9 protein-coding genes are annotated in these 12,559 nt (G+C 67.8%); all 9 read right to left on the bottom strand.

Translation table 11 applies throughout. The features are described 5' to 3' along the window. Positions 1 to 19: 19 nt before the first annotated feature. Positions 20 to 1,243: a class I SAM-dependent methyltransferase gene (locus AC07Z7_RS14495; protein WP_494766686.1), complete on the bottom strand. Its 1,224-nt coding sequence runs from the start codon at positions 1,241 to 1,243 to the stop codon at positions 20 to 22. Positions 1,244 to 1,269: 26 nt separating this feature from the next. Further along, a complete protein-coding gene (locus AC07Z7_RS14490) occupies positions 1,270 to 2,073 on the bottom strand; it encodes a DUF1365 domain-containing protein (protein WP_494766657.1) in 804 nt (267 codons plus the stop codon). Beyond that, a complete protein-coding gene (locus tag AC07Z7_RS14485; RefSeq protein WP_494766656.1) occupies positions 2,070 to 3,380 on the bottom strand; it encodes an NAD(P)/FAD-dependent oxidoreductase in 1,311 nt (436 codons plus the stop codon). The genes AC07Z7_RS14490 and AC07Z7_RS14485 overlap by 4 nt, the downstream gene beginning before the upstream one ends. Before the next feature lie 244 nt (positions 3,381 to 3,624). Beyond that, on the bottom strand, positions 3,625 to 4,209 hold the full coding sequence (locus AC07Z7_RS14480) for a glutathione peroxidase (protein ID WP_494766655.1): 585 nt from the start codon (positions 4,207 to 4,209) through the stop codon (positions 3,625 to 3,627). 290 nt (positions 4,210 to 4,499) lie between these two features. Further along, a complete protein-coding gene (locus tag AC07Z7_RS14475) occupies positions 4,500 to 5,711 on the bottom strand; it encodes an HD-GYP domain-containing protein (RefSeq protein WP_094289485.1) in 1,212 nt (403 codons plus the stop codon). A 123-nt stretch (positions 5,712 to 5,834) separates the two neighbouring features. Further along, complete coding sequence (locus AC07Z7_RS14470; protein ID WP_494766654.1) at positions 5,835 to 8,951, bottom strand: efflux RND transporter permease subunit; 3,117 nt, start codon at positions 8,949 to 8,951, stop codon at positions 5,835 to 5,837. Between the two features lie 11 nt (positions 8,952 to 8,962). Next, on the bottom strand, positions 8,963 to 10,177 hold the full coding sequence (locus AC07Z7_RS14465; RefSeq protein ID WP_494766653.1) for an efflux RND transporter periplasmic adaptor subunit: 1,215 nt from the start codon (positions 10,175 to 10,177) through the stop codon (positions 8,963 to 8,965). Between the two features lie 189 nt (positions 10,178 to 10,366). Further along, the gene (locus AC07Z7_RS14460) at positions 10,367 to 11,773 is read right to left on the bottom strand and encodes an efflux transporter outer membrane subunit (RefSeq protein WP_494766652.1); all 1,407 of its coding nucleotides are present in this window, start codon (positions 11,771 to 11,773) and stop codon (positions 10,367 to 10,369) included. After that, a complete protein-coding gene (locus AC07Z7_RS14455) occupies positions 11,770 to 12,504 on the bottom strand; it encodes a TetR/AcrR family transcriptional regulator (protein WP_252658030.1) in 735 nt (244 codons plus the stop codon). The genes AC07Z7_RS14460 and AC07Z7_RS14455 overlap by 4 nt, the downstream gene beginning before the upstream one ends. Between the last annotated feature and the right edge of the window lie 55 nt (positions 12,505 to 12,559).

The raw sequence follows: 12,559 nt of genomic DNA, 5'->3' as shown, positions 1-12,559 counted from the left end.
GCTATCTTTTTTATAGCATTCATGCTTTCACCAGCGTGTACTGCACCAAGTCGATGTTGCGCATCGCAAACGCGGCCTCGCAGTAGGCGAGGTAGAACTCCCAGATGTGCATGAAACGCTCGTCAAACCCCAGCTGCAGGATCTGCGCGCGCTGCGCCAGAAAACGCTCGCGCCAGCGTTTGAGGGTTTCGGCGTAGTCCTGGCCAAACGCAAATTCATCCACCACGCGCAGGCCCGCCGCTTCGGCCTCGCGGCGGAACTCGCGCGGGCAGGGCAGGCATCCGCCGGGGAAGATGTATTGCTGGATGAAGTCGGTAGAGCTGATGTAGCGCTCGAACAGGCTGTCGTCGATGACGATGCTCTGGATGCAGGCCTTGCCACCGGGCTTGAGCAGGCGGTTCACCGACTGGAAGTAGGTGGGCCAGTATTCGCGGCCCACGGCCTCGACCATCTCGATGGAGCAGATGGCGTCGTACGGGCCGTCCTGGATGTCGCGGTAGTCCTGCAGGCGCAGGTCGGCATGCTCGGCCACCCCCTGCTGTGCCATGCGCTTTTGCGCGAATGCGAGCTGCTCGGTGGAGAGCGTCACCCCCGTCAGATTCGCGCCAAATTCGACCGTCGCCATCTCGGCCAGCGCACCCCAGCCGCAGCCGATCTCCAGCACCCGCGAGCCTGGTTCCACCCCCGCCATGCGCAGCGCGCGGCGCACCTTGGCGTGCTGCGCGGCGCGCATGTCACCGCCCGCATTGCCCTCGAACCAAGCGGACGAATAGTTCATCGTGTCGTCCAGCCAGAGTTCATAGAACGCGTTGCCCAGGTCGTAGTGGGCGTGGATGTTTTTCTGGCTGTTGGCGCGGGTGTTGCGGTTGAGCAAGTGCTTGATGCGGTACAGCAGCCGGCCCGCCCAAGTGCCATAGATCACGCCTTCCACCTGCTGGCGGTTGGCGATGAAGAGCTTGAGCAAGTCGGTAAGGTGCGGCGTGGTCCAGTCGCCTGCGATGTAGCTCTCAGCAAAGCCGATGTCGCCGGACTTGAGCGCGGCGCTGCACACGTTCCAGTTCTTGAGCGTGATCGCGGCCGAGGGGCCCTCACCATGGCCGAAATGCTGCAAGGTGCCGTCGGGCAGCTGTACCGTGAGGTGGCCGTGCTGCAGGCGCTGCAGCAGCTTGAGCGCCGTGCGGGCGGCAGCCGGTGTGCCTGCAGGCAAGGCCAGAGCGGTACGGGGGGCGGTGGTGGAGTTCATGGCGGCGTTCTCGTTCGTCATGGAATTCAGCGGGTCACGATGGATGCAGGCGCCTCGGGCTTGCGGTGGAAACGCACGCGCTTGAGCCACAGCTGCAGCGCGTGCCAGTGGATGCGGGCAATGATGGCGAGCGTCATCGCGGGGTAGCCCCAGAGTGCCTGGCGCAGGGTCTGGGGCGTGATGGCCTGCAGGGCGCCGCTCACGCTGGTCTGGATGAGTGGGCCGGTGTCGTCGTCGTGGTCGATGCGCACCACGGTGCGGCCCGCGTCCTGTGCCCCCGCCTCGGTGCGCATGAAGCGGAACCGGTAGCCCCCGTTCACCGCACAGAACGGCGAGACGTGGAACACCTTGCGCGCCTGCTGCTCCACGCCGTACTGCGGCGCATCGAGCAGGTAGCAGTGGCGCTCGCCGAAGGTGTTGTTCACCTCGACCACGATTGCGCGCAGGTGGCCGTCGGCGTGGTGGCAGTACCAGAAGCTCACGGGCTTGAAGGTGTAGCCCAGCACACGCGGATAGCAGTGCAGCCAGACCTCGCCCGTGGCGTCGGTGATGCCTTCGGTGCGCAGCAGCTCGTCCAGCCAGGCCAGCGCACCACCCTGCGCGGCGCTGCGGCCGTCACCGTGGTCCACGTCATGGAAGCTGATGGCGCCGCTGCGGTTCACCGCCAGCGACGTGTGTGTGCTGGTGTGTGTGCCGCTCAGGCTGCGCATGGGCAGCATCAGAAAAAACGTGGGATAGGCAAATGCATGCCGCCGGGGCCGCAGCCGCGTATGGCGCACCTGGCCGAAGCCGATGAGGGGCGCTGCGGTGGGGGCCGGGGCGTGGCTCACGCGGCCTCCGCCAGGGGAGCGGGCAGGGCCGCCCGCAATTGCTCGGCCACCGCCAACCCGGATTTCAGGCCATCCTCATGGAAGCCGTAGCCCGTCCAGGCGCCGCAGAACCAGGTGTGCTGCTGCCCTTGCAGCTTGCCCACCTGCTGCTGGGCACGGATGGCGGCCATGTCGAACACCGGGTGGGCGTATTCGTAGCTGCCGATCACGTGTTCGGGCGCAATGTCGCGCACCGGGTTCAGCGACACCACCACAGGCTGCGCAAACGGCACGGGCTGCAACTGGTTGATGAGGTAGTGCAGGCACACGCGGGCCGACTCGCGGCTGCGCTGCGGGGCACGTTCGTAGTTCCACGCGGCCCAGGCGGCGCGGCGCTCGGGCAGTACGGACGTGTCGGTGTGCAGCACGGCGCGGTTGGCCTGGTAGCGAATAGAACCCAGCACCGCGCGCTCGTGCGGCGTGGGCTGGGCCAGCAGGGCGAGCGACTGGTCCGAATGGGTGGCCAGCACCACCTTGTCAAAGTGCTCGGTGTGGCCGGTCGTCACCACGCGCACACCGGCGGCATCACGCTCGATGCGGCGCACGGGGGTGTTCAGGCGCTTGTCGGCGATGCCCGCCACGATCTTGTCCACGTAGTGGCGAGCACCGCCAGACACCGTCCACCACTGCGGGCGGTTGCTCACCTGGATGAGGCCGTGGTTGTGGCAGAACCGGATCATGGTGGCCACGGGGAATTTCAGCATCTGGTCGGTGGGACAGCTCCAGATGCAACCCAGCATGGGCAAGAAGTACCAGTCGCGGAACGCGTCGCCAAAGCGGTGCTCGCGCAGGAAGTCTCCCAGGGGCTGCATGAGCGCGGCCTCGGCCTGCTTTTCGGCAATGTGCGTGCAGAGCTTGTTGAAGCGCAGCAGGTCACGCAGCATGCCCAGAAAGCGCGGGTTGACCAGGTTGGAGCGCTGGGCAAACACGGTGCTGAGGTTGGTGCCACTCCACTCCAGCGCGCGGCCATCGCCGAGGGCTGCAGGCACCTGCACCGAAAACGACATGTCGGATTTGGCCGTCTCCACGCCCAGCTCGGCCAGCAGGCGGATGAGATGAGGGTAGGTGCGCTCGTTGAACACAAGAAACCCGGTGTCCACGCCGTGGGTGACGGGGGTGCCCGAGGCATCCGGCAGCGTTACATCCACCGTGTGGGTGTGGCCGCCGAAGTAGTCGCCCGCCTCAAAGAGTGTGATGTCCGCCTGGCCGCGCAACTGGTGCGCGACCGACAGCCCGGAGATGCCGGAGCCGATGATGGCGATTTTCATGGCCGGCCCCCTCTGGCCGGCGCCTGGAATAAAAAGGTTGCGAAGCGTCCCGAAACGAATAAGAGAGGGAGGGAGGAGAAGCGCTCCAGGAGGTCAGTCGGAACCCAGGGGCCCGAAAGGCTTCGCAACGTTAAAACTGTACGCCGCGCAATCGTCTTGCGCAATGGATAGAGTGGTGCCATTTCCGCGAAGTTCCAGGGCCCGCCCGGATTTTTTTTAAAGAAACGTAAAGAAACCACGGCGCTCACCGGGGGACGGGCCGGGCCAGTTGTTGTTCGATGGCCCGCACCAGGCCCTTGTTGTCGGGGCTGGTCAAGCTGGAATAGTTGTCCACCACTTGGCCGTCACGCCCCAGCAGGTACTTGTGAAAGTTCCAGCGTGGCGCGGTGCCCGACAGCTGCGCCAGCTGCTGGAACAGCGGCGAAGCCTCGGGGCCCTTCACGCTGCTCTTGGCGAACATGGGGAACTTCACCCCGAAGGTGTTTTCGCAGAAGTCCGCGATTTCCTTGTTGCTGCCTTTTTCCTGGGCAAAGTCGTTGGATGGGAAGCCCAGCACCACCAGGCCCTTGTCCTTGTAGCGCGCATACAGCTCCTCCAGCCCCTTGTACTGGCCGGTAAAGCCACAGAAGCTGGCCGTGTTGACCACCAGCACCACTTTTCCGCTGTACTGGCACAGCGACTGGGGCTTTTCGTCCTGCAGGCGCGGAAAGCTGTGCTGCAGCGTGGCCGGGCAGTTGGCGGGCGCATCGGCCGCCTGGGCGGCGGGCAACAGCAACAGCCCCGCCGCCATCAGGGCGGCCAGAGGGAAACAGCGAGACAGTGTGTTCATGGTGTGTGCGGCGGCAAGCGGGCGATGGAGGCAATTTAACCGCTTCATTATTTTTTGTCCACATGAGTTTTTATTTGTACTGAACGGTATACGCAATATCCCAGCGTTTGGATTCAGATTTCCGACATGGCGGCATGGGCGGGCCTACCCGCCGAGCTGCCCGCAGCCAGGCAGGCACACGCAGGCCATGCCCGCAGGGCGCACAGGGCCGGCAGGCAGGGCAGAGAAAAAAGGGGAAGGAGGGGAGAAACGGCTGGCCACACCCGGCACACCCGGGGCATGGCCAGGGGTCAGACCATCTGCAGCAGGCGGTCCAGCGACAGCTTGACGCGCACATCCTTGAAAGCCACCACGCCGGTGACCTTCCAGGGCGGCATGCCCGTGTCGCGCGGGATGGGCTCGCCGGTGGGCATGCCGTCGCGGTTGGTCACCACGGCCACCTTGGGCGTGGTGGCGGTGGTGCCCCGGCGGATGACCACGCCCACCTCGCGGCTCGCCAGCCGCACAAAGGCGCCCGGCGGGTACACCCCCAGGGTCTTGACCAGTGCTGCACCGGCTTCGTCGGCCTGCTGCTCTTCGTCGTAGTAGCTGGCCTGCATGGCCGCCGTGACGGGCATGGGCCAGCGGGCAGCGCGGGGCGCCAGGCGGGCGCCGAAGATGTCGGCACGCTGCACCAGGCGCGCCATCTGCTGGGCCTCGGTTTTCTTGTCCAGCGGGCCGGGCGTGCGGTGGTGGTGGCAGCGCACGGCCTCCAGCCACACAGGGTCGGCCACGCCCAGGTGGCGCAGCAGCGCCTCGGAGCGCGCGGCATGGTCTTCCACTGCCGCAATCTGGGCGGCGGTCAGCGGGTGGGTTTGCTGGGCCAGCTGGTCCTGCAGCTCGGTCATGGCGATGTTCATGCTGAGGGCCGCATGCCCCACCTGCTGCACCCGGCCTGCGGGCCAGCGCAGCATCTCACGCGCCACCACCATGCACACGCAGCTCACCAGCATCGAATGCGTGGCGCTGTACATGCGGGTTTCCTGCGCCGACAGGTAGATCAGCGCCAGCAGAGTGGCATCGGGTGTCTGCTCGCAGTGGCGCACCAGTTCGTCGTGCAGCGCCTGGAAACGCCCGCCAAAGTCGCTGGGCGAGGGCGAGCGCAGCAGCTGCGTGGCGCGCAGTTGCAGTTCGGGCCAGTCCGCCTGGGCCCGGGCTGCCGCGGCGCGGGCCCGGCTCGCGGTCTCCTCGGCGGCCTTCATCTTCATCGATGCGATCTCGCCCAGGTTGGTGTCGGCGATCAGCATGCGCTGCAGCTGGGCCAGGTAAGCGCGGTGGCTTTCGCCCGACTCGTCGGTGTCCACACACAGCTGGCGCCCCCGGGCCACCATCTTGGCCAGTTCCTCGCGGGTGCGGATCACGTAGCCTTTTTGGGCCAGCAGGACACCGTCGGAGCCCCGCAGCACAAAAGGCAGCGGGTGGCCGAGCTGGATGGATTCGATGTTGAGGCTGACGAGGTTCATGGTGCTCGTTACATTATCTAACGCCCTGCCCCCGCCAAACCCTTTGCCTGCCGGGTGATTTCCCGGCTTTTCAGCCGACGAAACCCCCAGCTCGCCGCCAGGCCCTCACGGCCTGGCAGGTGGTCAATGCGCTGCAGGTGGCGTGGACGGCAGGGCTTCGGCTGGCGCACGCACCGGGTGCAGCCCCCGCAACCGGCGCAGCATGCGCCCGAACCACTGGCCCAGGTCGTCCACGCTGGTGAATACCGGCGGAATCACCAGCAGGCTCAGCAGCGTGGAGGTGATGAGCCCCCCGATCACCGCCACCGCCATGGGCGAGCGGAAGCTCGCATCCGCCGCGCCAAAACCGATGGCGATGGGCAGCATGCCCGCGCCCATGGCCAGCGTGGTCATGATGATGGGTCGCGCGCGCTTGTGGCAGGCGTCGATGAGCGCCTCGAAGCGCGTCATGCCGTGCTCGCGCCGCGCCAGGATGGCGTACTCCACCAGCAGGATGGAGTTCTTGGTGGCAATGCCCATGAGCATGATGAGCCCGATGAGCGAGGGCATCGAGAAGCTCTTTTGCGCCACCAGCAGGCCCACAAACGCGCCCCCCAGCGACAGCGGCAGCGCCGCCAGGATGGTGACCGGGTGCAGGAAGTCCTTGAACAGCAGCACCAGCACGATGTAGATGCAGAGCACGCCGGTGAGCATGGCCAGGCCGAAGCTCGCAAACAGCTCGCCCATCATCTCCGCATCGCCAATCGTGATCTGGCGCACGCCCGGCGGCAGGTTCTGGATGGAGGGCAGGGCCGCGACGGCCTTGGTCACATCGCCCAGGGGCTGGCCCGAGAGTTCGATCTCGAAGTTCACGTTGCGCGCACGGTCGTAGCGGTCCACCACGGCCGGGCCGCCGCTGAACTCCAGCGTGGCCACCTGGCCCAGCATGACCGGGCCCTTGCTGCCCTGCACCGGCAGGCGCTCCAGCAGCGCGAGGTCCTTGCGCGCGTCGTCCCGCAGCTTGACCACGATGGGCACCTGGCGCGAGGCGAGGTTGAGCTTGGGCAGCGACACGTCGTAGTCACCCACGGTGGCGATGCGCAGCGTCTCGGCAATCGCGCTGCTGGTCACGCCCAGGTCGGCGGCGCGCGCGAAGTCGGGGCGCACGGCGATCTCGGAGCGCACCAGGCTGGCGGTGGACGACACGCTGCCCAGGCCGGGAATGGTGCGCAGGTCCTTCTCGACCGCGAGCGCGGCCGTGGTCAGCGCCTGCGGGTCGTCGCCGGTGAGCACCAGCACGTACTTCTCGCCCGAGCCGCCCAGGCCCACCTTGCTGCGCACACCGGGCAAGGTTTCCAGCGCAGCGCGGATCTGGTTCTCGATGCCCTGCTTGCGCGGGCGGTCGCCGCGCTCGGCCAGCAGGATGGTGAGCGTGGCCTTGCGCGTCTCGGCGTTGGCACTGCCCATGAACGGGTCGCCCCCGGCCGTGCCACCGCCAATGGTGGTGTAGACGCTCTTCACGTGGTCCACCTTGGCGATGCGCTCACGCGCATCCTCGGCCGCAGCGCGGGTCTGCGCCAGCGTGGCGCCGGGTGGCAGCTCCAGGTACACCTGGGTCTGCGAGTTGTCGTCCGGCGGGATGAAGCCCGTGGGCAGCAGCGGGATCAGCGCCAGCGAGCCGATGAAGAACGCCGCCGTGCCCAGGAAGGTGATCCAGCGGTGCTTGATGCACCAGGCCGCCCAGCGCAGATAGGTCGTCATCCAGCGCGGGTCCTTGTGGTCGCCCACGATGGGCTTGAGGATGTAGGCCGCCATCATGGGCGTGAGCAGGCGCGCCACCACCAGGCTGGCAAACACCGCGAGCGACGCCGTCCAGCCAAACTGCTTGAAGAACTTGCCCGCAATGCCGCTCATGAACGCGGTGGGCAAAAACACCGCAATCAGCGTGAAGGTGGTGGCCACCACGGCCAGGCCAATTTCGTCGGCGGCTTCCATGGCCGCCTGGTAGGGCGTCTTGCCCATGCGCAGGTGGCGCACGATGTTCTCGACCTCCACGATGGCGTCGTCCACCAGGATGCCCACCACCAGCGACATCGCCAGCAGCGTGATCACGTTGATGGAAAAACCCAGCAGGTGCATGCCAATGAACGCCGGTATCACCGACAGCGGCAGCGCCACGGCCGAGACAAAGGTCGCGCGCCAGTCGCGCAGAAAGAGCCACACCACCAGCACGGCCAGCAGCGCGCCTTCGTACAGCAGGTGCATGGAGCCGTCGTATTCCTCCTGCACCGGCAACACGAAGTTGAAGGCCTCGGTGATCTCCAGATCGGGGTGCTGCGCGCGCATCTCCTGCAGCGCCACCTGCACGGCGGCGCCCACCTCGACCTCGCTCGCGCCCTTGCTGCGCGCCACCTCAAAGCCCACCACCGGCTTGCCGTTGAGCAGCGCCAGCGCACGCGGCTCGGCAATGGTGTCGGACACCGTGGCGACCTGGTCCAGACGGATATGCCGCCCGTCGGACAAGGCCAGCGTGAGGCCCGCCAATTCTTGCGCCGACTGCACGGTGGCCAGCGTGCGCACGGGCTGCTCGCTGCCGCCCAGGTCGGTGCGGCCGCCAGCGCTTTCGGTCTGCACCTGGCGCAGCTGGCGCGACACATCAGCGGCCGTGGCGCCCAGGGCCTGCAGCTTGACCGGGTCGAGCGCCACATGCACCTCGCGCTGCACACCGCCCACGCGGTTGACCGCGCCCACGCCGCGCACCGTGAGCAACTTCTTGGCCACGGCATCGTCCACAAACCAGGACAGCGCCTCGTCGTCCATGCGCGTCGAGGCGATGGTGAACGCCAGCACGGGCTGCGCGGCCAGATCCATCTTGGTCACGATGGGGTCGCGCACATCGCCGGGCAGCTCGCCACGCACACGCGCCACGGCCGAGCGCACATCGTCCAGCGCCTCCTGCGTGGGCTTCTCCAGGCGGAACTCGGCGGTGATGGTGGCCCCGCCATCCTGCACCTTGGTGTAGATGTGCTTGAGGCCCTGCAGCGTGGCGATGCTGTTCTCGATCTTGCGCGCCACGTCGTTTTCGAGCTGCGCGGGCGATGCGCCGGGCAGCGCCACGGTCACCGAGATCGTGGGCAGGTCGATGTCCGGGAAGTTCTGCACCTTCATGGCATTGAAGGACAGCAGGCCGCCGAAGGTCAGCAGCACAAACAGCATCAGCGCCGGTATCGGGTTCTTGATGGACCAGGTGGATAGATTCATCCTGATACTCCTCAATTGATAGCATTCAGCGCTTTACCATCGCGCGGTGAAGGCTGTTTTTGCTTTAAATCTCCCACGGCGGACGCCTGCAGGGGCGCACCGGGGGTTGCAGGGGCTGCGGCCACGCGCACCAGATCGCCGTCGTTGAGGAAACCCGCCCCGCGCACGGCCACTGAGGCATTGGCGTCCAGGCCCGTGAGCACTTCCACGCGGTCGGCCACGCGGCGGCCTGCCTGCACCTTGCGCTGCTGCACGCGCTGTTCGGGGCCCACCACAAACACGTACGAGAAGCCATCGCGCACGACCAGCGCCTCTTGCGGCACGGTGAGGGCATCGCTGTTGCCCAGCGCAAATTCGCCGCGCGCAAACATGCCCGCACGGAAGTCGGCGTTGGCGGGCAGATCGACGTAGACCAAGGCGTTGCGCGTCTGCGGGTCCACCGTGGGCGCGACCATGCGCACCGTGCCTTCGGCCGTTGCGCCGCTGGCCGCCGTCACGCTGACCTTGGCACCGGGCGCAATGCGGCGCAGCTCGGTGGAGGTGACTTCGGCGCGCCACTCCAGGCGGCCCTTGCGCACCATGCGGAACAGCTCGGTGCCCGCCCCCACCACCGCGCCCACCGTGGCCGTGCGCGCCGAGATCACGCCGCTGTCGGGCGCCACGACCTGGGTGTACTTCAGCCGCAGCTGCTGTGCGTTGAGGGTGGCCTGGGCCGCCTCCACCCGCGCCTGGGCCGTCTTCTCGGCCGTGGTGAACTGCTGGATCTGCTGCTGGCTCAATGCGCCCGTGGCCTGCAGCGCGCGGGCCCGGTCGGCGTTGGCGGCAGCCTCGGCTGCGTTGGCCTGGGCTTCGAGCAGGCTGGCGCGCACCTGCGCCACATCGGCCTGCACCGTCTCGGCCGAGAAGGTGGCCAGCACCTGGCCGGCCTTGACCACGTCGCCCACGTTCACACGCACATCGGTCAGGCGCAGGCCATTGCTCTCGGCGCCGATGCTGGCCTCCTGCCACGCGGCCACATTGCCGTTGGCGGCCAGACGCACGGGCACGGCGGTGCGCTGCGGCTGGGCCGTGCTCACAGTCAGCGCGGGGCGGGGCTGGCCCGCCTTGGGTTCGTCGGCTGCGCGCGATGCGCCGGAGTACACCAGGGCGCCCCCCGTGGCCAGCACACAGGCGGTGATCACGGCGAAGGTGGTGGGAGAGAACTTGAAGGCAGAGAAATTTTGCATTTTCTTTCGTCCTGAAGGATTCATTTCAGCTTTCCATGGCGCTACGTACCACCCGCGGGGGATGAAACTGGCGCGGCCCAGGCCAGCGCCCCCGTGCAAGGGCCGCCCCGCCGCACTGGGGGCGTCCCCCTCCCGGCTCGCGCAGCGAGTCGAGAGAGGGGGAAGGCGCGAAGCGACTCAGGGGGTGTTTCACACTTTCCAGCCTCCGCCCGCAGCGCGGTACAGCGCAATCCAGGCGGCCTGGCGCTCGTGCTGCAAAGCAACCAGGGCATTCTCGGCAGCGAGCGCAGTGCGCCGCGCGTCCTCCAGCTCCACCAGGCTGGCCAGCCCACCGCGCCAGCGCGCCTCGGTCGCGTCGAACGAGGCGCGGTAGCCCTCGGCCGCCGTGCGCGCGCTCGCGTTGCGCTCGGCCGTGCTCTGCAGCCGCACCAGTGCCTGCTCCACCTCGCTCACGGCCTGGCGCACCTTGGCGCGGTACAGCGTGGCGGCCTCGTCGTAGCGGGCCTGCGCGGCATCGGTCAGCGCGGCACGGCGGCCGCCGTCAAACAGGGGCACGCTCAGCGCCAGCGGGCCGATGGTCCAGGTGTTCAGGTCGGTCGTCACGCCGTTGGCGCGCACCCAGGCACTGCCTACCGAGCCACTCAGCGACAGGCGTGGGTAGCGCTGCGCCTGCGCGCTGCCCACCTCGGCACTGGCGGCGGCCACTTCGCGCTCGGCGTTGTACACGTCGGGGCGCTGGGCCAGCACCTGGGCGGGCAATGCGGCAATCGCAAACAGCGTGTCGGGCGCTGCCGCCACGGGCGCGGCCAGGCGGGTGCGCAGGGTGGGTTCCTCCCAGCCCGTGAGCGCCACCAGGGTCTTCACGTCCACATCGCACAGCATGCGCTGCTGCGACGCGCGGGCCTGGGCCTCGGCCGCACTGGCGCGGGCCAGGGCCGCCGTGGCAGGCGCTGTGAAACCCGCACGCTCGCTCAGATCGGAGAGGCGCGCGGTCTCGCCGCGCGACTGCGCATCGCGCTCGGCCACCTGCAGCTGCGCCAGGCAGGTGCGCAGGCTGCTGGTCTGCAGCGCCACCTCGGCCGCCACGCTCACGCGGGCTTCGTGCCACAGCGCCTGCGCGCCCGCCAGCCGCTCCTCGGCGGCGGTCCTGGTGGCCCGGTTCGCTCCAAACAGATCGATCTCCCAGCTCGCCTGCAGCCCGACCTGCGCCGTGGTGGCTACGCGTGCCAGTTGCTCATTCAAGCCCCGGCTCGCGCTCGCCTGCGCATCCAGCGACGGCAGCAGCGCGGCGCGGCTGCTGACCTGCGTGGCGCGGGCCTGCGCCAGGCGTGCCTGGGCCTGGGCGATGCCGGGGCTCACGGCCTGGGCGGCGTCGATCAGCTCGACCAGCAGCGGGTCGCCCAGCTGGGTCCACCACCGGGCCATGTCGCCCAGCGAGCCCTGGTGTGGCAGCGGGGCCTGCCAGCCCGCCGGAGGTGCTGCAGGCACCTGGGCAGGCGGCGCGGTGGTTGCGCAGGCGCCCAGGGCCAGGGGCAGCCAGACGGCCCAGGCCGCCCACGCCCATTGGCGGGTGCGCAAGGTCGTGCTCAATGTCATGCGTTGGATTCCTTTTTGTGCGAAGTCCTGGAAGCGTGGCGCGCAGGCCCTTGTGTGGCCTTCCGCCGCGTGATTTCCCCGTGCACCATGCTCAATGCGTAGCCGGTGAGCCGCTCCACCCACTGGTCCACCGCCGCCGCTGTCGCCAGCTGGGGGGCAATGGCCTGCAAGGGGTCGCGCTGTGTCCACAGCTGCATGATCAGACCCGCCAGAGAGAAGGCGAGGCGGTGCATATCGTCGTCCACCACCGAGACACCCATGTGTCGGCACAGGACCTGGATGAGTGCCATGTGGGGGGCACGGCACTCGCGTTCGATGAGTTCGGGCCAGACATGGGTGGGGTCCAGCAACTCGCGCACATGCAGGCGCAGCGACTGGGTCACCAGGTCATCGTGCTTGAGCGGCTCCAAAAAGCCTGCGAAGTACTGGCGCAGCGCACCCGCCAGATCCAGCGCCGGGTCGGCAAACACCGGGATCAGGTCACTGCCGCTGCCAAAGGGCTCGTAGAACGTGGCGGTGTAGAGCTGCGCCTTGTCGCCAAAGTGGTAGGCAATGGCCGCCACATTGGTGCCCGCCGCCTGGGCGATGGCACGCACGGAAGTCTGGGCAAACCCCTTTTCAGAAAAGAGCTGCAGCGCAGCCTGCAGCAGGCGCGCGCGCGTGTCTTCGCCGTCACTGCGGGCCGTGCGCTGGGAGGCAGGAATGATGGAAGGGAGGGCACCGGAACTCATGGCCCCGGATTAAACCACCAGAATTCAAACAGTTGTTTGAATTAATGAATTTTTC

The sequence above is a fragment of the Acidovorax sp. GW101-11A03 genome, from assembly GCF_059424825.1.
The sequence above is the reverse complement of the archived record's forward strand: the minus strand, read 5'-3'. Positions and strand labels throughout refer to the sequence as shown.

What these genes read in the sequence shown, in the direction of transcription:
- AC07Z7_RS14455 (WP_252658030.1), bottom strand. Translation starts at nt 12,504, where the DNA reads ATGAGTTCCGGTGCCCTCCCTTCCATCATTCCTGCCTCCCAGCGCACG.
- AC07Z7_RS14485 (WP_494766656.1), bottom strand. Translation starts at nt 3,380, where the DNA reads ATGAAAATCGCCATCATCGGCTCCGGCATCTCCGGGCTGTCGGTCGCG.
- AC07Z7_RS14495 (WP_494766686.1), bottom strand. Translation starts at nt 1,243, where the DNA reads ATGAACTCCACCACCGCCCCCCGTACCGCTCTGGCCTTGCCTGCAGGC.
- AC07Z7_RS14465 (WP_494766653.1), bottom strand. Translation starts at nt 10,177, where the DNA reads ATGCAAAATTTCTCTGCCTTCAAGTTCTCTCCCACCACCTTCGCCGTG.
- AC07Z7_RS14480 (WP_494766655.1), bottom strand. Translation starts at nt 4,209, where the DNA reads ATGAACACACTGTCTCGCTGTTTCCCTCTGGCCGCCCTGATGGCGGCG.
- AC07Z7_RS14475 (WP_094289485.1), bottom strand. Translation starts at nt 5,711, where the DNA reads ATGAACCTCGTCAGCCTCAACATCGAATCCATCCAGCTCGGCCACCCG.
- AC07Z7_RS14470 (WP_494766654.1), bottom strand. Translation starts at nt 8,951, where the DNA reads ATGAATCTATCCACCTGGTCCATCAAGAACCCGATACCGGCGCTGATG.
- AC07Z7_RS14460 (WP_494766652.1), bottom strand. Translation starts at nt 11,773, where the DNA reads ATGACATTGAGCACGACCTTGCGCACCCGCCAATGGGCGTGGGCGGCC.